Source organism: Variimorphobacter saccharofermentans (genome assembly GCF_014174405.1).
Lineage (GTDB): Bacteria > Bacillota > Clostridia > Lachnospirales > Lachnospiraceae > Mobilitalea > Mobilitalea saccharofermentans.
This window is the reverse complement of record NZ_JACEGA010000001.1, coordinates 1,615,625-1,641,498: the sequence shown is the minus strand read 5'-3', so window position 1 is coordinate 1,641,498 and position 25,874 is coordinate 1,615,625. Positions and strand designations below refer to the sequence as shown.

At 37.6% G+C, this 25,874-nt stretch carries 25 protein-coding genes; 4 read left to right on the top strand and 21 right to left on the bottom strand.

Annotation, left to right across the window (positions count from 1 at the left end; all coding sequences use genetic code 11):
- Positions 1-38: 38 nt before the first annotated feature.
- The 6 genes from H0486_RS07160 to H0486_RS07135 form a co-directional block, all read right to left on the bottom strand.
- Positions 39-935, bottom strand: a complete 897-nt coding sequence (locus H0486_RS07160) for an alpha/beta hydrolase (RefSeq protein ID WP_228352344.1) — start codon at positions 933-935, stop codon at positions 39-41.
- 65 nt (positions 936-1,000) lie between these two features.
- On the bottom strand, positions 1,001-1,834 hold the full coding sequence (locus H0486_RS07155) for a glycerophosphodiester phosphodiesterase family protein (protein ID WP_228352343.1): 834 nt from the start codon (positions 1,832-1,834) through the stop codon (positions 1,001-1,003).
- A gap of 15 nt (positions 1,835-1,849) precedes the next feature.
- A complete protein-coding gene (locus H0486_RS07150; protein WP_228352342.1) occupies positions 1,850-3,139 on the bottom strand; it encodes an MFS transporter in 1,290 nt (429 codons plus the stop codon).
- A gap of 68 nt (positions 3,140-3,207) precedes the next feature.
- The gene (locus tag H0486_RS07145) at positions 3,208-3,963 is read right to left on the bottom strand and encodes a TrmH family RNA methyltransferase (protein WP_228352341.1); all 756 of its coding nucleotides are present in this window, start codon (positions 3,961-3,963) and stop codon (positions 3,208-3,210) included.
- Between the two features lie 190 nt (positions 3,964-4,153).
- On the bottom strand, positions 4,154-5,029 hold the full coding sequence (locus H0486_RS07140) for a DegV family protein (RefSeq protein WP_228352340.1): 876 nt from the start codon (positions 5,027-5,029) through the stop codon (positions 4,154-4,156).
- A gap of 131 nt (positions 5,030-5,160) precedes the next feature.
- Positions 5,161-6,084: an AEC family transporter gene (locus tag H0486_RS07135; protein WP_228352339.1), complete on the bottom strand. Its 924-nt coding sequence runs from the start codon at positions 6,082-6,084 to the stop codon at positions 5,161-5,163.
- 334 nt (positions 6,085-6,418) lie between these two features.
- Between H0486_RS07135 and H0486_RS07130 the strand changes: the two genes are divergently transcribed.
- A complete protein-coding gene (locus H0486_RS07130) occupies positions 6,419-7,054 on the top strand; it encodes a GNAT family N-acetyltransferase (RefSeq protein ID WP_228352338.1) in 636 nt (211 codons plus the stop codon).
- A 38-nt stretch (positions 7,055-7,092) separates the two neighbouring features.
- A complete protein-coding gene (locus tag H0486_RS07125) occupies positions 7,093-8,112 on the top strand; it encodes an SDR family oxidoreductase (protein WP_228352337.1) in 1,020 nt (339 codons plus the stop codon).
- Between the two features lie 21 nt (positions 8,113-8,133).
- On the opposite strand, the gene H0486_RS07120 is transcribed toward H0486_RS07125, so the two are convergent.
- The 12 genes from H0486_RS07120 to H0486_RS07065 form a co-directional block, all read right to left on the bottom strand.
- Positions 8,134-8,796, bottom strand: a complete 663-nt coding sequence (locus H0486_RS07120; protein ID WP_228352336.1) for an HAD family hydrolase — start codon at positions 8,794-8,796, stop codon at positions 8,134-8,136.
- Positions 8,793-9,443, bottom strand: coding sequence for a histidine phosphatase family protein (locus tag H0486_RS07115; protein ID WP_323163537.1), 651 nt, complete (start codon positions 9,441-9,443; stop codon positions 8,793-8,795). The genes H0486_RS07120 and H0486_RS07115 overlap by 4 nt, the downstream gene beginning before the upstream one ends.
- Positions 9,444-9,513: 70 nt before the next feature.
- Positions 9,514-10,521 carry an aspartate--ammonia ligase gene (gene asnA, locus H0486_RS07110; protein WP_228352335.1) on the bottom strand — a complete coding sequence of 336 codons (1,008 nt, stop codon included), beginning with the start codon at positions 10,519-10,521 and terminating at the stop codon, positions 9,514-9,516.
- A gap of 94 nt (positions 10,522-10,615) precedes the next feature.
- Positions 10,616-10,933: a hypothetical protein gene (locus tag H0486_RS07105; RefSeq protein ID WP_228352334.1), complete on the bottom strand. Its 318-nt coding sequence runs from the start codon at positions 10,931-10,933 to the stop codon at positions 10,616-10,618.
- A 295-nt stretch (positions 10,934-11,228) separates the two neighbouring features.
- Positions 11,229-11,885 carry a hypothetical protein gene (locus H0486_RS07100; protein ID WP_228352333.1) on the bottom strand — a complete coding sequence of 219 codons (657 nt, stop codon included), beginning with the start codon at positions 11,883-11,885 and terminating at the stop codon, positions 11,229-11,231.
- A 97-nt stretch (positions 11,886-11,982) separates the two neighbouring features.
- A complete protein-coding gene (gene mmsB / locus H0486_RS07095) occupies positions 11,983-13,140 on the bottom strand; it encodes a multiple monosaccharide ABC transporter permease (protein WP_228352332.1) in 1,158 nt (385 codons plus the stop codon).
- Positions 13,141-13,142: 2 nt separating this feature from the next.
- Positions 13,143-14,681: a multiple monosaccharide ABC transporter ATP-binding protein gene (mmsA, locus tag H0486_RS07090; RefSeq protein WP_228352331.1), complete on the bottom strand. Its 1,539-nt coding sequence runs from the start codon at positions 14,679-14,681 to the stop codon at positions 13,143-13,145.
- A 160-nt stretch (positions 14,682-14,841) separates the two neighbouring features.
- Complete coding sequence (gene chvE, locus H0486_RS07085; RefSeq protein WP_228352330.1) at positions 14,842-15,936, bottom strand: multiple monosaccharide ABC transporter substrate-binding protein; 1,095 nt, start codon at positions 15,934-15,936, stop codon at positions 14,842-14,844.
- A 242-nt stretch (positions 15,937-16,178) separates the two neighbouring features.
- Positions 16,179-17,192, bottom strand: coding sequence for a substrate-binding domain-containing protein (locus tag H0486_RS07080; protein WP_267023498.1), 1,014 nt, complete (start codon positions 17,190-17,192; stop codon positions 16,179-16,181).
- Between the two features lie 47 nt (positions 17,193-17,239).
- A complete protein-coding gene (locus H0486_RS07075) occupies positions 17,240-18,841 on the bottom strand; it encodes a response regulator (RefSeq protein WP_228352328.1) in 1,602 nt (533 codons plus the stop codon).
- Between the two features lie 53 nt (positions 18,842-18,894).
- Positions 18,895-20,382 (bottom strand): sensor histidine kinase, encoded by a 1,488-nt coding sequence (locus H0486_RS07070; protein WP_228352327.1) that lies wholly within the window; start codon positions 20,380-20,382, stop codon positions 18,895-18,897.
- 54 nt (positions 20,383-20,436) lie between these two features.
- Positions 20,437-21,477: a substrate-binding domain-containing protein gene (locus H0486_RS07065; RefSeq protein ID WP_228352326.1), complete on the bottom strand. Its 1,041-nt coding sequence runs from the start codon at positions 21,475-21,477 to the stop codon at positions 20,437-20,439.
- Positions 21,478-21,800: 323 nt separating this feature from the next.
- Here H0486_RS07065 and H0486_RS07060 point away from each other — a divergent pair, with 323 nt between their 5' ends.
- Together H0486_RS07060 and H0486_RS07055 are read left to right on the top strand one after the other, a co-directional pair.
- Positions 21,801-22,370 (top strand): N-acetylmuramoyl-L-alanine amidase family protein, encoded by a 570-nt coding sequence (locus H0486_RS07060; protein WP_228352325.1) that lies wholly within the window; start codon positions 21,801-21,803, stop codon positions 22,368-22,370.
- 263 nt (positions 22,371-22,633) lie between these two features.
- The gene (locus tag H0486_RS07055; protein ID WP_228352324.1) at positions 22,634-22,921 is read left to right on the top strand and encodes a CD3324 family protein; all 288 of its coding nucleotides are present in this window, start codon (positions 22,634-22,636) and stop codon (positions 22,919-22,921) included.
- A 121-nt stretch (positions 22,922-23,042) separates the two neighbouring features.
- Here the strand turns inward: H0486_RS07055 and rlmH are convergent, their stop codons facing one another.
- The 3 genes from rlmH to H0486_RS07040 all read right to left on the bottom strand — a co-directional run bounded on the left by rlmH (position 23,043) and on the right by H0486_RS07040 (position 25,740).
- Positions 23,043-23,522: a 23S rRNA (pseudouridine(1915)-N(3))-methyltransferase RlmH gene (gene rlmH, locus H0486_RS07050; RefSeq protein ID WP_228352323.1), complete on the bottom strand. Its 480-nt coding sequence runs from the start codon at positions 23,520-23,522 to the stop codon at positions 23,043-23,045.
- Positions 23,494-24,078: a histidine phosphatase family protein gene (locus H0486_RS07045; protein ID WP_228352322.1), complete on the bottom strand. Its 585-nt coding sequence runs from the start codon at positions 24,076-24,078 to the stop codon at positions 23,494-23,496. Before H0486_RS07045 ends, rlmH begins: the two co-directional genes overlap by 29 nt.
- 324 nt (positions 24,079-24,402) lie before the next feature.
- Positions 24,403-25,740 (bottom strand): transposase family protein, encoded by a 1,338-nt coding sequence (locus H0486_RS07040; RefSeq protein WP_228351154.1) that lies wholly within the window; start codon positions 25,738-25,740, stop codon positions 24,403-24,405.
- Positions 25,741-25,874 lie beyond the last annotated feature (134 nt).

The following is a 25,874-nucleotide window of genomic DNA, read 5'->3' as shown; positions in this document are numbered from 1 at the left end:
TCTATCATTATTTAAAAGATTTAAATACCTGAAGCAACTTATAAATATTTCTTAAGAAAGTTCTCAACTCTCATTTTATATCCGGCACGATTTTTGCAGACGCATTCACCATGCCTGGCGCCAGCTACAAGATAGATGGCCTTTTTGTCCTTCTTAAGCGAGTACATCAGCTTTGACATATTCGCTGGGACCAGATTATCTCTCTTCCCGTGAATAAACATAACTGGTGTTTCGATATCTCTCATTACACTCATTGGAGAAATCTCTCGATACCAAAATCCCGCTCTCAGATAAGTAAGTCCACTTTCAATCGGTATTAATAAGCATGGCAAATGGTAATATTGCTTGAGCTGGTGACGGAGTTCCTGCTTCAGATCCGAATATGCACAATCTGCAATGGCACATTTTACGCGCGAATCAATTCCCAGATGTAATAAAACCGTCGCTGCTCCCATGGATTCACCGTGAGTAACAATTCTGCAATTCTCACCGTATTGCAAATAACACCAATCCAGAACCTTCTTCAAGTCATACCGTTCATAATAACCCATAGAGGTATAGGCCTTCCCACTTAATCCATGATTTCGGTGATCATAAATCAGCACACTTAACCCAAGCTCAAGGAAGATCTCTGCGTATTTCAAACTATGATACTTAGCGCATCCGAATCCATGACACAGTACAGCAAGGGAAAAGCTCCCACTATTCCATCTACTTTCTCGTTGAAGGGGCTCCAGTATTTCGCAGGAAATAGGATATCCAAAGTCCGAAATGATCGTAAATGATTTTTTCCTTGCTTTCTCGTAGGCCGAAAGATCAAACTTCTTACAGGCAGCTTCTCTGTGAAAACCTTTATCATAAGATAGCATTCTGGGTTTTACCACTAAGTCTGATAAACACCAAAGCCATTCAAAGAGTAGCCCTATGATTAACAAATTGAATATATTACCACATCCCGTCCTTTACATATTCGTATGTGATAATCATCCCCAATCCATTCTCAATTCATACGGACTTCTTCCGGTATGAAGCTGTCAAAAATAATCCATTCAAAATAGCCTCTGCTATCATTATAATCCTTCTGAGATTGGATGGTCCATGCTACAGTTTTAATTCGATATAGTATTCTGCATATCGTAAACGACAGGCTCTTTTTATATACATGGTGATATGCAATAAAATCCGGTTTCGTCAAAAAGTTCATCAGTAAATACTTAAGTATAACATACTGAACTTTACTTCCTTCTACTTTCTCACGAATAAAGTCCGTAGCAAGCTGCCCCCGGACGATCTTCGGTCTATGCTTCCGATACCACATAAGACCAAAGGGATTAAAGGACTCTATGCAATAAACACCCTGATACTGATCCAGGATATTTGAAACCACATTACAAAGCTTATCCGGTGCCCAAGGTATCTTCAGTTCTATAATTAGAGGCACTTTCCCCTCTACCACAGACAATACTTCATTCAGAGTAGGAATTTTCTCTTGGGACTGAAAAAGCGTATATTTTCTTAATTCTTCGTAACTCAGGTCGGATATTTTATCATCAGCATGACAGGCTCGGTTTAAATCATAATCATGAAATACAACAGGTACAAGATCCTTCGTCAGCTGAACATCCAGCTCTATTCCATAGCCTTTCTCCACTGCCAGTGAAAAGGCTTTGAGAGAATTCTCCGGTGCTTCAGATCTATTATTATGTAAACCTCTGTGAGCATAAAGCCAGCCATCCAGTTTCTTAATATCCGCATTGTGATGTAACTTTGGCATAATAGCCAGTAAATATAATAGCACAATGACTATAATAAAAATAATAATGCTCATTAACATATGTAAATTAACTCCTTAATCCTGTGTATCAAAATTCTCCAACATATCTTTCTTTTTTACCGGTTTTGAATCACCATGCTTCACAAACAGCATAGTACAAAAAGAAGCTGCGGAAAAGATCACGGCATAGGGAAATAACGTGCGATATGATACATGCTCTAATAATGCGCCGGATACAATCGGTGTTATGATTTGGGATGACATGGAAAAGATATAATATACACCGGTATATTTACCTATATCTGCTCCTTTACACATTTCAACAACCATAGGATATGAATTAACATTAATGGCAGCCCAACCTATTCCGGTAAAAGCAAAGACAACATATACCCATGATGAGTAATGTACAAATAAGGCACCACATAGATAGGACGCGGTCATCATAATAATTCCTGCTATAATTGTCTTCTTTCTTCCAACTTTGCTGGATATAAATCCAATGGGGATATAACTGAAAATTGCAGCAATCGTAGCTACCAGTAATGCATTAGCAAAGCCTCCTCCTTTAAGTCCCCATACCACCTCAGCATAACGGGAATAAGCAGTTGTCACTGCATTGTAGGCAAAGAACCATAGGAAAATCGAGGATAGAATAAATATAAAGCTCTTTTTAACCTCTTTGGGCATACCGTTCTTCGATTGGTCCGATGTTACAACCCCTTCATCTTCAGTCGGATTACTCTCCTCTTCACTCTGTCGAAGCTCTAGAGCAATCTTTTTTTCCTGTACGGTAAGCATTAATAGGATTACTGCTAACACCATTATACCTGCAACTGCAATAAACACCTTTGTATAATCTTCCTTTTGCTTATCCACTAAAAGAATAATCATCGCTAAGGTATATACTCCACCCAGTGCACCCATCAGATTAATAATTGCATTGGCTTTGCTTCTAAGTGGCTTCGGTGTAATATCAGGCATCAAAGCGACTGCCGGAGACCGATATGAACCCATAGCCAGTAAAACCATACCAAGAAATATTAGAAACATCGTCAGGTTTTTCATCCTATTCGCAATTGGAATAAAAGACATGGATATTACTGCCAGGATAGTCCCTGTAAGAATAAAAGGTGTTCTCTTTCCCAGCCTGGTATCTGCTTTGTCGGAAAGTGCTCCGAACATCGGAAGCATAAATAATGCAAGAATATTATCAAGTCCCATTAAAAATCCGGTTATTGTTTCTCCCAAGTGAAAGGTATTCTTCAGCATAAGCGGGATCACATTGTCATACATCTGCCAAAAAGCACAAATAGATAAAAATGCAAGACCAGTAAAGAAAGTACGTTTGTAATTTAATCTCATACAGCCTCCATTCTGCCTATATTTCAGGCTATCTTAATGATAGATTATTGTATCCTATTACCGTATCACTATTTCTTATTTTGGTTTGTAAAAACATAAGCCCCGATTCCCACCGCAATGGTTAGATTCAGCGAATCAACATCCGGTGACTGAGGAATCAGAATACTGGTTCCGACCTCTAAATAAGAATCATCCAAACCGGTTGCTTCGTTTCCGAATACTAAGGAAAACAATTGAACCTTTGGACATTCCTGAATAGTAAGTGTGTTCTCACCATTTAACATAAAGGTAAATATCTGATGCTTTTGAAATTCATTACGGTATTCCTGAAATGACTGATACTGATGAAAGCGCAGTTTAAACAATGCTCCCATGGATGACCGTACTGTCTTGGGATGAAATATATCTGCTCCCGGTAAGATGATTGCAATATCATAGATGCCAAAACCAACAGCCGTTCGTAAAATAGTTCCCAAATTTCCCATATTGCTTGGATTCACCAGAACAATATGCGGCCTCTCGGAACCTAATTCACAGGTGTACTTATCAAAAATAGCAGCTACATAGCAATTCTCCTTATCACTGATTTTCGATATCAGTTTCTGATTATGCTCGTAGGTTATCATAAGTTCCTTACACAGGCTGATTAGCTTCTCCTGATCAGTAAAACTTGGATCAATAACTACTTTTCTAACCTGCTCCGGTCTGGCTTTGAGTAGTTCAAAGGTTGGAAATGCACCAAGCGTATAGGAATATTCCGCATCCTTTTTATACGGCTTGACCACCTGTTCACCGACTACACTTTTTTTCCCATCCTTATGCAAGCAAATTCACCTCCTGGCGCTATATTCTATTAGGTAATTACAAAGCTCTGAAGATATCTCAGCTGTGTATACAGCAGATACATATTCCTGCACAAACCCTCTCCTTCCGCTATGGCTTGCTTCGTAACAGAACATGAATGCATGAAAATAAGTCGTATCCTAACTTATTATGAATACGACTCTATTCTAATTATTCGCATTTCCTTCCCATAAAAGTGAGCGCTAACATTCCTGGTCCGGTATGAGTTCCGATAATTGGTCCGATTTTCGCAATAATAATATCCTTTACCAGGTTTTTGCCAAGAATCATTGTCTCCAGCTCTTTAGCCTGTTCCAGATCATCTCCATGTCCAATTATCACTGTCTGTGAAGCAAGATCTTCTCCCTCTGCTTCCAGCTTTGATAAAAGGAAGTCTAATTCAGCTCGTGACCCGCGAATCTTGGATATTACTACTAGCTTACCAGCATCATCCGTACTTAATACCGGTCTGATTTTTAATGCTGTTCCCACAAATGCCTCAATGGATGAGATACGTCCACCTCGTTTTAAATGAAATAAATCCTTCACTGTGAACCAATGTCTGGCACGTAACTTATTCTGTTCAACCCATTCTCTCAGCTCATCGATAGAGAGTCCCTTTCTTTTCATCTGAGCTGCATTTAGTACAAGTATTCCTTCACCAATGGATGCACAACGCGAATCAATTGTATATATTTTACGATCTGGATATTCCTCCTGAAGTTCCCGAAGAACAATCTGAGATGTATTATAGGTTCCGCTTAAGCCGGATGAAAAGGCTATGTACAGAATATCCATCCCCTCTTTTAGTATCTCCCCCATAAAATCCATATAGATAGACGGTGTAATCTGTGTCGTCTGAGAGACTGCTCCCGCTTTTAGTTTACTATAAAACTCTTCTATCGAAAGCTCTCTTTCATCTGGATAATGACTATATTCCACATTATCGATATGAAAACCCATTGGAATAACTTTGATATCATATTCCTTTATTATATCGTAAGGCAAATCGAAGGTTGCATCGCTAACAATTACATAGTTATTCATATTATTGTTCCTTTCTTAAAAACAGAGTGAAGCTACACTAACCTCACCCCGCTTTTCTGTCATGCAGGCTAATAAACTACTCTAGCTTATATTTTACTACGAACATAGGACTTAACGCAAGCTACAATCGTCTATGATATCCAATTAGCGATTATCATTACAAGCGGAATGGTTATTATGGATGCTATGGTAGATATTGCAAACAATTCCGATGCATACATATAATTCTTATCAAATCGAATGGAAAACAGATTTATTGTAGCCGCAGTAGGACATGCTGCCGCCAATACGGAAGTAATTAATACAACCCGTGGCATTGGAATGAAATGAAAAAACAGCAGCATCACAATCGGAACAAAGAGTAATTTAAAAAATGTAATAAAGTAAATTCTGAGTTTTCTTAATGATCTTAAAAAATTAGTTTGAGCTATGGTAACTCCGGCAACCAGCATTGCCAATGGTGTATTCATATTTCCCAAATAACCCAAGGCTTCAATTGCAATATCCGGTAATAATATCCTAGAAACAAATAATATAAAGCCTAACAGGGTTGCTATAACCGATGGGGAAAAGATTGCATGTAACACCGTTTTTTTGTCGCTTTTCCCAGACATGGTAATCATGCCATGAGTCCATACAAATAGATTAAAAATAGTCATATAGGCTGTGATATAAAATACCCCTTCGCTTCCAAAAACACCATTAACCAATGGAATGCCTATAAATCCACAATTGGAATAAATAATTGCGAAACGTTCGATTGCCACATCCGTTCTCTGTTTCTTTCGAATTACAATAACAGATATCAGTATCCCAAATATATGAGTAATAAATGCAAGAATTAAGGATATCATCAATCCCGAGAGCAAGGTTGCATTAAACTCACGTTGATAGGAAATAAATATAACGATCGGGTTAACTAACATAAGTACTAGATCTGATAATTTTTTGTTCATTTCCTTATCAACCAGCTTTGTTTTATAACATATAACACCTACTATTATGATAAAGAACATAATCATAATCTGATTAAATGTAGTCATTGCTAAGGACATTAAAAAACCTACTTTCTTTGTTATTAATTATATGAATTTCAATTAGCTATCCAAATAATACTGAGGATGCCATACTATTATATACTCAGTTCTTAATTATGCACTGTTTTTCGACATTGGGCAAGGGTTTTTTTAACCAAGTTACTTCAACGAACACAATACTCTCTTTTCGCATGCAAAATATGAATTCCTATATCTATCCGGTCTAAGCTCCTGCCTAGTCTAAGCTGTATGATAAATACACGAAATATCTGTACTTTGTATTGATAATTCATAAAATATATATGATAATAATGATAACTCAATGAAATTTCATGATTGAGAGGAGGTATAGATGAGTTACGATCATTTTTTCTATAAATTACCCAAAATAGAAACGAAACGTCTCATATTACGTCAGATAACAGAAAGTGAATCCGACGGACGTGATAGCTTGGAATTCATTAACGACTACAGTGTTTACCGCTTTTGGGGAATCTACGATGAAGCCAATGATATCAATGGTAGGCGCAGACCTAAGAAGAAGATAAAGCTCGACTATCATTACAAAACAACGATGAAGGAATACCACGCTAAGAGAGAATTAACCTGGCTGATGGAACTAAAGAATACCGGTAAGGTAATCGGAGAAATTGTATTGTATGATTTTCGTCTAAAAAAACAGGCTGATATAGGCTATCGAATTAATAAGAATTACTGGGGACAGGGATTTGCTCCGGAAGCTGGACAAGCTATGATAAAAGCCGCTTTTGAGGAAATAAATCTAACGCGTCTCCAAATTCGGTGTTTTAGTAATAACACCGGATCTGTCAGAGTAGCACAAAAGCTTGGCTTTACTCAGGAGGGCCTTATCCATCAGGGAGCTATTCTTAATGTGATAACCGATTATTATATCTTTGGATTGACCCGGGATACCTATCTACAATCTCCCATAGATGATACCATGGTCCACATTATTACCGAAGAATAGAGCAATGTAATGAATAACATAAGAAAGGAGCATGACACATGAAAGCATTATTTATTGGAGGGACAGGAAAGATCAGTACAGCTATAACCGAATTAGCAGCAAAGCGAGGATTTGAACTTTATTTATTAAATCGAGGGAATCGCCCGAGTTTTGTTCCTGAAGGCGTTCATGTAATTCAGGCGGATATATATAATGAGACTGACGTATGTGAAAAGCTAAAGGGAATGTATTTTGATGTGGTAGCAGATTTTATTGTATTTGATGTAGAATCGCTCAAGAGGGATATTCGACTGTTCTCAGGCAAAACAAGCCAATATATATTTATCAGCTCTGCATCCGCTTACCAGAAGCCTTTATCCAGTCCATTTATTACCGAAAGTACTCCTCTCTTCAACCCCTTCTGGGAATACTCCCGGAATAAGATTGCCTGTGAAGAGTATTTGATGTCAGAATACCGCAATCACAACTTTCCGATCACCATTGTACGTCCAAGCCATACCTATGATAATACAGAGATACCATTGGCAATACACGGTAAAAATGGAAGCTACAGTGTCATAAACCGAATTAAGAACGGAAAAAAAGTAATTGTTCATGGAGATGGCAATACCCTGTGGACATTAACCCATAATACGGATTTTGCCAAAGCTTTTGTTGGATTAATGGGAAATTCCCATGCAATCGGAGAGACAGTTCAGATCACCTCGGATGAAAGCCTTACCTGGAATCAAATCTATGAGATCATAGGAAATGCACTTGGAGTTAAACCAAATATCGTTCATATTCCTTCCGATGCTCTGGCAAAAGCATCGAAGGATTTCTTAGGAGGTTTACTCGGAGACAAGGCTCATTCTGTAATATTTGATAACACAAAAATCAAACGTCTAGTTCCTGAATTCACTGCAACCACACGTTTTGATCAAGGTGTTCGCATAGCCCTGGATTTTATTGAGAAACATCCTGAGTATCAACGAGAGGATAAGGAATTTGATATTTGGACCGATAAAATGATTGAAGTTTATGAAGCGATGGAGCAGAATATTCCACAGCTATCATAATATCTTAGAATCGGTTATCTTTTAAATAAAATAATTAAGTAGGTCACTTAATCTGGGAATATGAATTCCTTGATAATCCTTATGCTCATCCGGATGTTCCGTTATCCAGATGGGCATAATTTTTGCATTCATCGCACCGACAATATCATTGGGATAATAATCTCCCACAAATACTGCCTCCTCTGGCTTCACCTGCAGATTTTCGCAGGCCAAAAGGAAAATGCGGGGATCCGGTTTCTCCCATGGCTGCTCACCTGACACAATAATATTATTAAAGTATTTGGTTATACCTACCGTATCCATTTTGCCTCTTTGAACGGAGGAATATCCGTTCGTAATAACACCTAATCTGTATTTTCCCCATAGCTTTTCCAGTACTTCATATGTTTCCGGGTACGCAACTGTCAGATCACCAAAGACTGCATTACGCTCAACAATGAACTCTTCCGTTGATAGTGGCAAACTCTTCCAGTACTTCCGTATTCGGGGGATAAAATTCTGTAACCCTCCATATCCGTCTGCATCGGCTATTATCATAGCCTGGATTAAGCTTTCTTTGCTTCCTTCGAAGGGATAATCCCTGGAATACTTCTCAATAAAATATTCACATAAATTCAAAAAAGCCTTTTTACGATCAACTAAGGTATTATCAATATCAAAAATAATTGCTTTCTTTTGACTCATTTCACTTCCCAATTCTCTCTGTACAATTCTGGATGTCCCTCTAAATGTGCGAAGTCATTAAAACGTTCCAAGTAGAATCTGTCATATTCTTCATTGTATACCAACTGGGTAATACTGGTATTCTCAAGTGATACACCGAACAAAAAGCGTCTTGCCTGATTTCTTCCGAATAAGGCTGCAAGCAGAACACGAATCGTCCCCCCATGAGTAACCACTATAATATTCTTTTTCCCACTTTGAACGATTTCCTGTATTACCGGCATGGCACGCTCATATACAGAGGTGCCGTTTTCTCCACCCGGATAAGGGATATCCTCTATAAGTTTTTTCTGTTCCTCTTTGAATTCCTTAAAATGCTCATCATTATACTCGTTAGATTTTCCCTCCATGAGGCCAAACGAGATTTCTCTAAGATCTTCCCGAATCTCATGAGGAAGCTGTAATGCTTCATTTAAGATTGCCGCCGTTTCTTTAGCACGAATCAGATCACTTGAGTATAATGCATCGATATGATAATGCTGGAGTCGGTCTCTTAATAATTCGGCCTGAATTTGGCCTTGTCGTGAGAGTTCCACATCCACATTACATAACGTGCTATTTTGCCTTCCATGTCGTATAAGATATAAATTAACTATAAAGCAATTCACCGCCTTATCTATGAGCCTATTTTAGTCCTATAGAACAAAACAACCATAATTCCTATTCATAGAAGAAATATTATAATAATGGAATATTATTTTTCTCTGCTTCTTCCATAACCTCCTGCGGCCAAATAGAAGACTGTACTTCACCAATATGTGCTTTACGAAGATAGAACATACAGATTCTTGACTGACCAATTCCACCACCTACGGTATAAGGTAATTCCTTGTTCAATAATGCTTTCTGGAAAGGTAACTGAGCACGTTCCATGCAGTTGCTGATTTTTAATTGCTCCAGTAGGGAATCCTCATCCACACGAATACCCATGGAAGATAGCTCCAATGCGATATCAAGAACAGGATAATATACGATTATATCTCCATTTAACTTCCAGTCATCATAATCCGGAGCTCTTCCATCATGACGTTCACCAGAGGCTAATACTCCTCCGATTTGCATGATAAATACAGCACCCTTTTCTTTAGCTATTATATTCTCTCTTTCCTTCGGTGTCTGATTCGGGTAAAGATCCTCGAGTTCCTGAGAAGTAATAAAGAATATATCTTCCGGAAGGATTTCTTTAATATAATCATATTGTTTTGCCATATAGACTTCCGTATTCTTAATCGCTTTATAAACTTTTCTTACAATATTCTTTAATGTATCAACATTACGATCAGATTTACTTATAATCTTTTCCCAATCCCACTGATCAACAAATATGGAATGGATATTATCGGTATCTTCATCTCGACGGATTGCATTCATATCCGTATATAGTCCCTCACCCTCAGCAAATCCATAACGTTTGAGTGCCTGTCTTTTCCATTTTGCAAGAGAATGGACGATCTCTACTACGGCATCATTTTGCTCCTTTACACCAAAGCTTACCGGTCTCTCCACACCATTTAAATTGTCATTTAAGCCAGTCTCCGGTTTAACAAATAGCGGTGCTGATACTCTGGTGAGATTTAATTGCTTTGCCAACTCCCTCTCAAAAAAATCCTTCACTGCTTTAATACCTATTTCTGTTTCCTTGATATCAAGAGCTACATTATAACCGTCAGGGATAATTAATTTCATACCCTACCTCCATTCTCTTCTATTGTGAAATTTCCTTATTTTTCTTTCTAAAAATTATTTACGAAGCACATTTTACATTTTAATTCCTACTTTGTCAATGTTGCGACCTTTTCAATTCATAGATATCATTATAGACCATCATCATAATCTGAAATACCTCGTCAAGAATTAATCCGCGTTTGTATGAGTATTCCACCATAAAACAGGTATAGGCTACAAACGTAAAATGCTGGAATAAGAGATCAAATCGTTCCGTGTCATAATACTTTTTGATAATATTCCAATTATAATCACATAATTCCTTTACGGTATTATCCGGCTGTTCCTGTAAAAACTGATTCATTTCCTCTATTTTAGATTCTACAAACAATCCCTTTAAGTCTGCATCGATTTGTCCAAGCTCTTCATTCATCTCATTTTTCCTCCTTACAGGATATTCTTTGAAGCGCTGATACTTTATCATCATTAATAGCTTCTCAATATAAACCAATTTATTTTATCACGATAGTATATGCCTGTACAAGAAATATATGAGATTTGAAATTGATGGTATTCAAATAACATAGCACTGGGCTCGATTAATATAATATCAAACCCAGTGCTATTGCTATATATTGGTATTTTATAACTTCATAATTCCTTACACTTAATCATTTGCTCTCAGAACAAATAGTAAATTGTCATGTTAGCGTAAACGCAACCAGTAACTATTTCTGCATTTCCTGCTTACCAGTTACCTTACTTGTTTCATCCATTGTAAATGTGGACTTTGCTTCCTCTGTCATAAAATAGACATTTCCATCCACAGTAGTATCTACTAGCTTAAAATCCTTTACTCCTACATATAAATCCCCCTTAAAGGTACCATGCTGTATACTAGCCTGAGGACTGAGAATGGTAAATTTCGGTGCTGTCAGAGTATATCTGGCAGTAATATTGCGGTCCGCATCCTGGGAGTAGAGAGCAACCTTTCTTTGAATGATCTCATTACCAGCATCATCCTTCTTCCCATTCTTGAACTCTCCTTCCAGAGCAATTTCCTTATCAATGGTTAAATCATTGAGTAGACATATAATCCAGGTTCCGTTGGTTCCGATTGCATTGAGAAAGCCCTCTTGATCATTCACAATAGAGGCAGTGGTTACTGCATCCGTATCACTTGCCGCCTGTGTGGCCTGCGGTGCTGTGGTTGCTACTGGAGTTTCTGTCGGAGCTGTTGTAGGTGCTGTAGTAGCTGCCTGTGTAGGTGCAACAGTAGGAGATGATGCACCCGGAGTCGCAGTATTGTCACCTTTGTCCTTTTTTCCACATCCTACAAGAATTAAACTTAATAATAATAACAAACAAAATGCTTTTGTTTTCATGAAAATCCTCCTTGTTTTCTATTTCAAAATCATCTTTATTATTTCCCATATTTGAAAAATAATACAAAAATAGAAAACAAATCAAAGGAGAACCTCTTTATTCTGACTTTCTTCTTCTTTTCGATAGCACATCAAAAGCAACCGCTGCCAGAAGCACTGCTCCCTTAACAACCTTTTGTACATTGGTGTCAATACCCATAATTGACATACCATTATTAATTACACCCATAAAGATTGCTCCAATTACTACCCCTGAGACACTTCCCGTACCACCATATGCTGAGGCACCTCCAATAAAGCAGGATCCAATAGCATCCATTTCATAGTTCGTACCGGTAGTCGGTGCAGCGGAATTGAATCTTGAGACACAGATTAAAGCTGCAACTGCACTTAGAAACGCCATATTAACATAGGAAAAGAATAATACTTTGTTTGTATTAATACCGCTGAGTTTCGCTGCCTTCTCGTTGCCACCCATGGCATACAGGTAACGTCCTGGTACCGTTTTCGTTGTATAGTAGGAATACACTACTACAACAATTGCCAGTAAGATAAGAATGGCGGGAATACCTTTATAGTATGCCATTGAAAATGCAGCTGCCATTATTACAATACAGATAATAGCCGATCTTAACAGGATCATTGACACTGGTCCTGTCTGATTATCCCTTTTTTTCTTATTCATTAAGGAGATAACCTGTAATACAATATAAATGACACATACCATTACACCAATCAAAATACACAGAATATTAATTGATCCACCAAAGATATCAGGAATATAGCTATTAAAAATATTGAGGTATTCTGCAGGGAATGGTGAGATAGTCAATCCATCCAATATAATTAACGCCACGCCTCTCCATAGCAGCATGCCGGCCAGTGTTACAATAAATGCCGGAATTCTTATGTATGCGATCCAAAAACCCTGCCATGCTCCTATTAGGATACCAACAGCAAGACAGATAATGATGGACAGCCAGATGTTCATTCCTTTTGTCACAATCAGGGTTCCGGCCAAAGCTCCAACTAAAGCTACGATTGATCCTACTGATAAGTCGATATTTCCTCCTGTAATGATACAAATCAGCATACCAACTGCCAGAACTACTACATATCCGTTTTGTGCAATTAGATTAGTCACATTCTGAGGTACCAATAAGGTTCCTCCTGTTTGCCAGGTAAAAAACAAGGTTACTATAAGCAATGCTATCAGCATTGAATTTTTTTTGAGTAAATCCTTTCCTTTATTCATCCTTATACTCCTTTACTTGATTTCAGTATTTGACCCATAATGAGTTCCTGTGTCGCATCCTCTTTCATGACTTCACCCACGATTCTTCCTTCATTCATAACATATATGCGATCGCACATACCAATTAACTCAGGAAGTTCGGAAGAAATCATTAAGATCGATTTTCCTTCTGCCACCAATTGATTGATGATACAATAAATCTCATATTTGGCCCCAACATCGATTCCTCGTGTCGGCTCATCAAGTATCATAATATCGGGATCAGTAAACATCCATTTACTAATTAAGACCTTTTGCTGATTACCTCCGCTTAAGTTCCCAACATCCTGTTCTATAGAGGTACATTTTGTTCTTAGTTTCTCTATATAATTTTTAGTAGCTCTATTTTCCTCGTTATGATCAACAATTCCTTTACGGCTGACTTTTTCCATTCCAGCAAGGGTCGTATTAACCCTAATCGGATTGGTTAATATTAATCCATCCCCTTTTCGATCCTCGGTAATATAAGCCAGTCCATTCTCTATCGCCTTATGAGCATTCTGCAGCTTCACTTCTTTACCGTCAATGATTAAAGTTCCGCTAATGTTAACACCATAGCTTTTTCCAAATATACTTAGGGCAAGCTCCGTACGACCAGCACCCATAAGCCCGGCAATTCCAACTACCTCTCCTCGACGAACATAAAGTGATACATTGTCCACTACCTTCCGTCCTTCATAAATCGGATGATATACATTCCAGTTTTTAACCTCAAAACTGATTTTATCTGATGCTGTCTCATTTCGCTTTGGAAAGCGATCCGTCATGGTACGTCCAACCATTCCCTTTATAATACGTTCCTCAGATATTACTTCTGCTTTATTATCAAGGGTTTCAATCGTAGCTCCGTCACGCAGAATAGTAATTTTATCTGCTATGTAGGAAATCTCATTCAGCTTATGGGATATTATGATAGAAGTTAAGCCCTTCTCCTTGAAAGAAAGAAGCAAATCCAAAAGCTTACGGGAATCCGCTTCATTCAAAGAAGCAGTTGGCTCATCCAGAATCAACAGCCTCACATTCTTCGCCAACGCTTTCGCAATTTCTACTAACTGCTGTTTTCCAACCCCGATATCCTTAATCAAAGTTCTAGGATTCTCCAATAAGCCTACCGTATTTAATAAATCCTTGGCCTTATGATCGGTTTCCTCCCAATCAATACGATATCGGGTACCTCTCTCATTACCAAGGAAGATATTTTCGCTGATTGACATAAATGGGATCAAAGCAAGCTCCTGATGGATAATTGCTATCCCTTTCTTTTCACTGTCTGTAATACCACTAAATCTGCATTCTTCTCCGTCATACAGAATATCTCCTTCATAGCTTCCATAAGGATAAATTCCACTCAGTATATTCATTAAGGTTGATTTTCCGGCACCATTTTCACCGACTAGAGCATGTATTTCTCCTTCCTCCACCTTAAGATTCACATTATCCAGTGCCTTCACTCCGGGGAAGCGTTTGGTTATATTCTTCATTTCCAATAAAATGTTAGCCAAGGTACTCCTCCTCCCACTAATCACAATACGATAGAAAGTTCTCTTTTCGAGCTTTCTATTTGCTATATACGATAGAAAGCTCACAAAGAGAACTTTCTATCGTCATGCATTTTAGGGTGCTGCAGGAGTTACGTTTCTACAACACCCTTTTTCATGTTGATTATTTTAACTGATCCTCGGTGTAATATCCTGAATCAATCAATAGCTCTTTGTAATTATTTACATCAGCAAATACAGGCTCACAAAGATAGGTAGGAATAATACCAGTTCCGTTATCGTAGGTTTTTTCATCGTTTACGGAAACTTTTTCACCCTTCATGATTTGATTAACCATCTCTACAACCTTGGAAGCTAATGTACGGGTATCTTTAAATATTGACATGGACTGTGTTCCTGCAAGGATATTCTTTACAGATGTGATATCACAGTCCTGTCCAGTTAATACAGGGAAGTTATCTTTGGTATAGCCTGCATTTACTAATGCGTTGCTAATACCAATTGCACAGGAGTCATTGGAGGATAATACTACATCCAACTTAGTTCCATCAGCATAATAGGCTGTGATCAGGTTTTCCATTCTCTTCTGTGCTTCTTCAGTTGACCAGTTCAAGGTTGCTACTTCTTCAAATTCCTTCTGTCCGGAAACCACATTCAGTTTTCCGCTTTCGATATAAGGATTCAGAACATCCATTGCTCCACCAAAGAAAAAGCGTGCATTGTTATCATCCGGTGAACCGGTGAATAATTCAATATTAAAAGGACCTGCCTGATTTTCAAGATCTAATTTATCAACAATATAATTGCCTTGAATGGTACCTACCATGTAGTTATCAAAGGTTGCATAATAGGATACTGCATCTGTTCCCATGATAAGGCGGTCATAAGCAATAACAGGAAGGTTCTTGTTCTTTGCTTCTGCTAATACTGTTCCAAGAGATCCACCATCGATGGAAGCAATAACTAAAGCATCGCATCCACTGGTAATCATGTTCTCAATCTGAGAAACCTGTGTGGAAATATCGTTATTTGCATATTGCAGATCTACTTCATAGCCTGCTTCTTCCAGTGACTTTTTCATGTTAGCGCCGTCCTGGTTCCAACGCTGCAAATCCTTTGTAGGCATTGCAACACCAATTTTCTTACCAGTACTGTTGCCTGATGATGAAGGTGATGTTGTTGTCTTGGTTCCACAGCCAACAAGCATTGTGGAAATTACTGAGATACATAACAAGATAGTAATCAATTTTCTTTTCATAACCTAATCCTCCCAAATAATATGATGAGTGATTTGAATGTCTGCCGCATCTCATAAACGAAGTGTACTTCAGAGCTGCAAATCACTTTAATTTACCTGCTCATCGTATCATAGATATGTCTGGAATTAATTGCGACAAACCGCATATTTTTATCATTAGGTTTGACCATCTTATACAATAATAAAAAAATGCTAATGCATAAAAAAAATATACTAGCATTAGCATTTTCCGGAATCGGATTCTATTCTAAATCTTCTGTCGGATTCGGAACATTTAAGTATACCTCCTCCTCCTTTTGAAACCCGCCTTTAATAATCACATCATAGATATTATCCTTCGTTACCGCAATGGGTTCCAGCTTTACATAGGGAACCTCGTTCGTCCCATCATTTATTGTTGTGGTGACTGATATGTTCTTTCCCTTTGCTAACATTACAGCATATTGTGCTGCAGCTTTTGCTAATTTATCAACGGGCTTATAAACAGTCATCGTTTGGGTTCCTTCTACGATTCTTTGGCAAGCCGCCAGATCTGCATCCTGACCTGTGATTACCACTTTACCTGCCAGACGGTTTTCGGATAATGCTTTAACCGCCTGACTTGCCAAGTCGTCATTCCCGCATAGTACTCCATCAATCTTCGGATTAATCGTAAGAGCACAATTAATAGCATTAAATGCTTCCTCAGCCAGCCAGTTTGGAGCATAGGTGGTATAAATGATATTATACTCCTTTCCCTCCATCGCTTCCGTAAATCCTTTTTCTACCAGTGTTACATTATGATCGGAGGGTGAGCCGAATATCGTTACAATATTTCCTCCCTCTGGAACACCCTTTACCAGAGTTTCACCCATTAATCTTCCAACCTCTTCATTATCAAAGGAAATATATAAGTCCACTGCTGCATTACGAACCAGTCGATCATAGGCTATTATGGTAATTCCTGCATCCTTTGCCTGCTTCAAAATTTTGCTGAAAGCCTCTGAGTCTGTTGCAATTAGCACTATTACATCTACCTTTTTATCAATAAAATACTGAATTTGATTAATTTGCTCCTCCGTATCTCCATTCGCATTCTGAACATTGACTTCAGCTCCCAGATCCTGCGCTGTTGATACAAACACATCCCGATCCCTTTGCCATCGTTCTATTACAAAGGAATCAAAGGAGATGCCGATCTTTATCTTATCCTCATAGGTTCTGGTTGTATTCGCTTCCTCCTCTTTTGAACTACATCCGCATAAAGTGACTAGCAAAATCACACATATCCAAATCCATTTTCCCTTCGTAAAAACCCTCTCCTTTACTTACTATTAATATTCTCCCGGTATTCGGTTGGCGTAAGTCCCACCTGCTTTTTAAATATCCTGCTGAAATAGTTGGGATCACGTAAACCAATCTCCATACATATGTTTTTAATACTGAAATCTCGGTTAAGTAATAACTCCTTAGCTTTTTCAATTCGTATATTCGTAAGATAATCGATAAAATTCACCTTCGCCTCATCTTTAAACAGCTTACTGAAATAGTATGGACTGATATCAACGCTTCGGGATACATCGTCCAATGAGATATCCTTATGATAATTCTCTTTTATAAATAACTTTGCCTTAGCAATCGTGCCACTAACCTGTTCTTTCTTCTTCAAGGTTATATTACGGCTTGCTTCCATAACCTTATCCAGAAACCAGTTCAATAACAGTTCATAATTATCGATATCAATAATAGTCTTTAAGTAATTCTTGCGATATTCAAAATAATAAGTCATTCCTCCGCTTAAGAATGCCTTTTGTTCGGCAAATAGCACCGTTTCCAATACCTTGAGCTTAATATCCATCATACAATCAGGATAATGCTCCACCATCCAATGATAGAAACGGCTGGCCTCTGTCTTTGCGCCCTCCACATTTCCTTTTTCAATCATGTCATATAAGGATTTCTCGATATCTATGGGATAATCGTCCTCATATTCACAACCGATGGGTAAGTCCTTTACGTGAGCAACGCGCCCCTTACTGTTCTGAATGGCTGATAACGCTTCCTGATAGGAATCATAAAGTTTTTGTAATGAAGTGACTGACCCAATCCCCACTTTAAACTGCACATCCAAGGATTTAACCAGTTCACGGATTATTTTTCTGTTCTTTTCAATTAATACAGATCGCTCATCATAATCCAGCTGTTGTTTCATGCTAGGAAGGAATATTACGATCCTATTCATCATTAGAGGTCCCACTACACATCGAAACTCATCCTTTATGGAATCCTTAATGACATTGTAGAATGCTTGCGCTTTTACACTAACACCAACCGGATTCGTCAATACTCCATTTTCAATAGAGTCTCCAAATTCATAAATCATCATCATCCCGTAATTCTCTGGAATATTAAGCAGGTTTTTATAATTTTCCTCCATCCGGTTAAATTCATCCCCAGACAATATTGCATAGATAAAGTCTCCTTCAATAATCGGAATTACGGTTTCTAATTTTTCCCGAATAATTAAATCGTTCATTCTCTTCTTACGATCTTCTTCTATCATCGACATAGCTTTTGTCAGGATACTTACAATACTCTGCTGGCTCACGGGCTTAGTTAAATACTCCAATACCCTAAGGTTGATTGCTTGTTTTGCATAATTGAACTTATCATATGCCGTCATAATAATAAAAATCACAGAGTGATTGGTTTTTCTAATTTCCTTCATAGCATCAATGCCATTAATACCTGGCATCTGAATATCCATAAATGCAATATCCGGTTTAAATGTTTCGGCTAATTCAATTACACTTCTTCCAGATGCCGCACTCTCCACAATGCATTGATCTGGAAAATTCTTATTTATAATAAATTTCAAGGTATCTGTAACAATTCCTTCGTCATCCGCTAGCAATATTTTAAACATAGCTTACCTCCAGACCTTCCTATGTCTATTATTCATTTTCTTATATCTCATTCTTAATTGGGTATGTGCAGGGTAACAGTAGTTCCTCTGTTTCTTCCCTCGCTTGCAATTTCAAATACATCCTCCCGGTTATAATATAATCGCAGTCGATTAATCACATTCCCCAAACCAATTCCATTGGAATCCTTCGCAACTGCAGATTCGCTGATGGATGCTTTATCTTCCAGATTAGCTGACATAATTCTCCTAACAATGGCATCATCGATGCCCGCTCCATTATCTGAGACGATAATATCAATGCAATCCTCTACCATGATCACTTTCAGTCTGATTTCTCCCATATAGTCAATATCCCGAATGCCGTAATTTACACTATTCTCCACAATCGGCTGCAGTATCATACTCGGAACCCTGGTATCTATCACGCTTTCATCGATCTCCTTATAAAAATGAATTCCTCCCGAAAATCTCACATTCAGAATATAAATATAACTGTCGACCAGATTAATTTCATCCCGAATGGTCGAATCCTGCTCGAAGCTCTTCATGTTCGAACGAAAGAAATTGGACATATTTTCGATGTATAGAGCTGTTTTGTCCGCTTCTTCCATCATGGCCAGGGAAACACCTGCATTTAACGTATTGAAAAGAAAATGTGGATTGATCTGTGCTTGTAGGTATTTTAGCTGCGCATCCTTCAGATGATTTATCATCATCAGTTCCTTTTCCTTCATTTTGTTTTCAAGCTCCATGCTTTCTTTAATCTTTGTTATATATTGATGGATACTGTCTATCATGTAATTAAATGCCTTTGTCACAATTTCAATTTCATCGGTAGAATCCTCATGGAGTAAATCCACATCAAAATTACCTGCAGCCACCTCATATGCTGCTTTTGTCAGCATGGTTAATGGTTCTGTGACACTCCGTGTTACAATAATGATAAGCGCAATATTAAAAACAGTGATAATGGCTAGCACTGTCATACTGATAACTTCCAGATACCGAAATGACAGAAGCAAACGTTCATAATTATTCGAATTATATTTGAACTGTTCATTGTTCAAGCTATGGATATAGTTATTGATATAATCATACATGGTTACAGCATCTTCATAAATCACTTTATACTTTTCAATATTCCTTCCTCTTTTCGCTGCAACTGCTTCATCAATCATATCAAGATAAGTATCCGACATATTTTTAATATTCTTCTGCATGATGATAATCTCATTATCAATCGTTGACCCATTTAATTCACCAATTAATTTCCGATAACTCTGTTCACTTCGATAATAATTCTCTAAGGCTTCACTACTCTGGGTGTTCAAATATTCATATACAGAATCCTGTACATCACCCAATGCTTCCATCAGCTCATTCAATTCCATGTTGCTTACATAAACCTGATCAATGTCATCGATGGATTTATTGATATTGTTGTACAGAAATAGATTCGCCAATAATACGACACTAAAAGAAAATATGAATACGATAATCAGTCTTCTGCGAATGGACCCCTTTTTTATTCTCTCTGTCATTTCTGTTCCTCACTCTAATCATATACAATACGTGGACACGAACTTTATAAGCTGCTAATTCTCCTGAATCTCTTGTTCCTCTGTCTCAATATAATTCATGACATTGTCCTTGTTTATAACAGAGATATCAATAGAATAATAGTCGCTAACATGATTTGTCTTCTTATATTCAGTTAATGCTTCTACACAATACGCACCCATTTTACGAGCATCAATTGTCATGGTTGCATGTACATTATCTTTCTCTATTGCTCTTAGAATCATGTTAGAATCATAATAACCTATAATATCAATCTTCCCCACCTTGTTATAATCCACAATAGCCTGATAGGCACATAGAGTATCTACTGCTGTTAAACAAACTAATGCATCCGGTGGATTTTGATTATCCATTATCAGATTACGTATATCTTCTTCTGAACTAAATGTGCTCTGTGTATTAACTGTTGCTGTTTTCACTTCAACATTTCTATTTTCTACAATATCCAGGATGGTGGAGTATATCATCATTTGGCTTGAATCTTTATAGTCTTCATTTAATAATATTATGATATTATGTCTTCCTTCCGCAAGGAGCTCAAGGATTTCTTTTCCGTAGACTTGTCCCTGGTTATACCGATTGATACCGATGAAGCTCTTCCTTTTACTTGTTTGCGCATCTTTTAGCACTGTAACCACTGGTATTCCTGCCTCATCTGCTTCATTAATGAGCTCATCGATATTTTCTTCTCCATTGGGTTCCAAAATAATACCATCCACCTTGGATGCAATGGCTATTTTCATCAAGTCATATAAGGAGTAGGATACGGATAAGTTACTACCGAATTTCTCGATATAAGCATTCTGTTCCTTTCCCATTTCCAGAGCACCGAGATAGATATCATCCCAGAACGGGGCGTCAACCTCCTCCGAAATAATTGCATAATGATAGTCACATTCTTTATCGGACATGGTCTTTGGCACCTCAAAGCCCTTAATCCTGTATTGATAAAAAAACATGCCTGATATCACCAGCACGATACCCACTGCGATGCTGGTGATTGCAGCTATAGAAATAACTCTTGTCTTATTTGCCGTATGCGGTTTGCCTCTCATAGCTCCTCCAGTTGATATGGACATTATAGCATTATGTATTACTTTTTTAATTATAGCATATATACAATTTACTTACTATCATTATTCATCCTAATCACGGTGTAACAACATTATCTTCGAAGAATAAGATATTAATAGTATAGGCAATTGCGAAACTCTTAAGATATCTTACTATGAATACAGCAGATACATATTCCTGTGCAAGTCCGCTCCTTCCGCTATGGTATGCTTCGGAATATGTATCCACTGTATTCACTATGACCACAATTCTTCGTTTCGCAATTACCTAAGAGAATAATAGTAAGATGAAAGGAAGTGTTTCTTTGGCTATTAAAATATTTATAGATCAAGGTCACAATCCTACCGGCTTTCACAATGCCGGAGCAGTTGGAAATGGTTTAAACGAAGAGAACATCACCTACCATGTGGGAGTCTATCTGGCGAACCTACTGAATGCAGACCCCCGTTTTGAAGCAAGGCTCTCAAGGCCAACACCCACTACTGTATTAGGAACCACGAATGCTACCAGCCTTGCTGAAAGGGTTCGTATGGCGAATGAGTGGCCTGCCAATTACTTTATCAGCATTCATTGCAACGCCAATGAAAACCCAGCTATAAACGGAACTGAAGTATATATTTATCAATTCTATTCACAGGCTCATTGGTTAGGTGAGCAGATCATGAATGGAATTGTACAGACGGTCGGCACTAGAAATAACGGTATTCGGCTTAATCCTTCCTTGTACGTACTCCGCCGAACACAAATGACATCTCTTTTAGTAGAACTCGGTTACCTCACAAACTGGTCGGATGCTCAAAAGTTACGCGATAATCAATATGGATTTGCATACGGAATGTTTATCGGTATTATGCGATATTTCGGATTTGCTTAATATGGATAAAACTCATAACCGTGAAAAGGAAGTGCTCCAAAGACTTCCTTTTTTGGTATTACTTACTTTTTCTATTGAATTTTACATAATCTGTGATATTATATAATATAACAGATGATAATTATTGATTGAGGAAAGGGGCTCATTCTATATGAGAAGAAGACATATTTTGAATGCGTAGCAGAGGCTATTGCATTTGATACAAATAATGAATTGTGAATAGCCTTTGCATCGACCTGAAAAAATATTTAGGGAGGCGCAAAATGAGCTATATTAGGGCGGAGCTTATACTTCCGCAGGAATTACTGACGCTGATTCAGGAGTATGCGGATGGGCAATATTTATATATTCCGAAAAAGCCATCCAACTATAAAAGCTGGGGCGAGAATACCGATTCGAAAAACCAGACCAGATTACGTAACTATGAAATATATGAAAAATATAAGAAAGGGTTTCGTATTGCAGAATTAGCTGAGGAATATTATCTATCTACGAAAAGTATTCAACGAATCATTACTAACATAAAAAGAATGGAACAGAATACATCGTAACATTTTTACAGCAAGGCATTGGTATTATAGATCATGCCTTGCTGTATTTTTGTAATTAATTGATTAGAGTGTCAAAAGTCCGATTAAAAGTGAATTAAATATCAGTATATTCATCTATATTTTATTTATGATACGGTTCATTATGAATAATTCGATACGCACGATATATCTGTTCCAGTAAAATCATTCGCATTAGCTGATGAGGAAAAGTCATCTTAGAAAAACTCAAACGGAAGTCCGCACGCCGATTTACTTCCTCAGATAAACCAAGAGAGCCTCCGATAATCATGGTAATATGGCTGTTTCCTGTTATACCGAGTGTATCTATTTTATTAGCGAGTTCTTCGGAGGTTAACATATGACCATCGATGGCCAATACGATACAATATGAGTCCTCCTTCAGAACCTTAAGTATCCGCTCACCTTCCTTACGTTTGATACTCTCCTCTAAAGCCTCGGAAGCACGATCGGGTGTCTTTTCATCAGGAAGCTCGATAATATCAATTGTACAATACCTACTTAGGCGCTTCAGATATTCATCAACACCCTGAACCAGATATTTTTCCTTCAGCTTACCCACACAAATCAGCGTTATTTTCATTCTCTACCATATCCTTCTGGTCTTCTCGTATATATTCGTAGAGAACACCATTTTTAACTATTTTTAACTTTGCACCTTTAAAGCCGCGTTTTCGAAGCTCTTTCTGAAAATTATAGATCATAAACCCGTGAAACACAATTAATATGTTCTCTTTTGACCAATCGATACGGTCTAAAAACATATTAATACGTTTTTTCGTTCCATTGATTGTTTCTGGCTGACTTTTCGACTTAAAATACCAGGCCAGTCTACCACAGATATGCCAAATCTCAAAGGGTAATCGAATTCGTTCCGTATGTATAAAAGGAGCATTATCCACTTCCCGAAGAAGCTTATCAATCAGTATATTCCCGCTATATACTTCCTTTGCAGTGGTTATCGCTCTCGGTAAATCACTAACATAGCAGATATCCCACTCGATTCCATACATATCAACCTTTTTCTTAATAACCTTCGATACCTCATATTTTTCAGACCACTCCCGAAACTCCTTAGAGGTCATCATTTTTTTATGTGGGCAATTCACCTTAAAATGTCTAAGTAATCCAATTCGCATCGTTTTCCCCCATATTAATTTTTGTCTGTCGAATCACCCGCCAAATTGGTCTGGGCAGACATGCTACCTTCTTATTTTACATACTTTTTTGACATTTTACAAGCAAAAGTACTATTTTCCAGAACTGAAAGGTAAACATCGTTAAGTTCTCCTGTTATCGCCCAAAACATCAATTGTGGAAATCTATCCTCTGTTTTGTCATTTCTCAGGTAAGTTATCCACATCGTATACTCGCACTTCTCTATGCTCATTTTTTTTGTGGATTTCTATTCTTTTTGAAATTTACTCTTTTCAGTTATCACTTCCTTTGGTATACTGTTCCTATCAAGAAATGCTTAACGAAGTGCGTTTCTCTGTATAGGATATATCTTCTCTTGTTAGTTGCCGTCCAAAGCTTGCTAACAAATCAGAAGATATATTTTTTATGCTTTTCTTTAGTTCCTTGATGATTGGTATTGCTTTTTCATATAGTTGCAGGATAATATCTGCTATCTGAGTTATCAGGTAGTGATTTTTCATCGCATTATAATTCTTACTATTGGCGTGGGTTATTTCATACCTGTAATTCTTCTGGATATTAAATCCTTCATTTTCTATCATCCAGCGTTTTCTTCCTGTTGCTGTAAACTCCAATACCTTTTTCTTCGTTATCTCAATGTTTGTAATCCATTGAAATCGCAATTGTTTCTTTGCTTTTTGAAATATGAACTCCATTACATTTACCATGCGCTTGTTGTAACCGATTCCGTTAACCCATCGCGCACCATCTCTCTGATTTTGAACCTCGCGTTCTTTTAATATATGGAATTCCGTGGCTACCGATGGAATACTCCCATCTTTAAATCGAATAAGATATTTCCACTGATTATCATCACAGATTTGAAACACCTTTTCACTGGCATACAGACTGTCACCCATGATACAGATTGGCAGGCGTGGAAACGCTTTCTTGAGCTTTGTAGCAAGTCGCTCAAATGCCTTTGTCTCACAGTCCTGCTTAATCTCTTCAACACTCATTTTCTTCTGTTTTTTGGTATCTTCCCCGTCATTCTCAATAAACTCACTAGCAATACTGACAACGAGATCATCGCCAAGCACTATCTTCGCTTCCAAAACGCTATGATAGTATTGGGTTGTTTTTTCGCCAGTCTCTTTATTCGTAAATGTTCTCGTAAGACATTGGTCATCATTCTTATTATTAAAAGTATAGAGTTGAGTCGCATCTACGATGACAAGCCAGTGTTGTCCCAGGAATCGTGCTTTTTCAAAGCTTCTTTTTCGTATGAGAGCCTTTATCATTTTCGATCGTATGTTAGAGAGCTCATCCGGATTAAGACGGCTTAAAAAATCATTTACTGTAACATAATGCGGTAGCTCTGATAGCTCCTTTTTCTCCGTAATAAGCGCTGCATTCGCAATACAATCTTCCGTGTTAAATGTTTCGGTCATTTCTTGCATGCTTCGTATATCGCAAATATTTTTCATCAGAGGCATTGCCAGCATGACATCACATGTATAATCGATATAACTAGAATGTCTCGGGTCATGAACCGCAGCAAAATCATTCCAAAGATTACTATAAAAATGTTTCTGCACTTTCAAAAGTTCAACTAGAGGATTACCCTCGGATTTTTTTAACTGTCTTTTCTCAGCTCTTTTCATTAGTAAAATACTCCTTTGTGAAAAACTTTTCTTTTAGTTTATCACAATATCATCTTACTAGCCTTAATCTTCTGATAAATTAGTGCGAAAAATATTTACCTTTCATTCCTGACTATTTTCAGGCCCTTACTTTA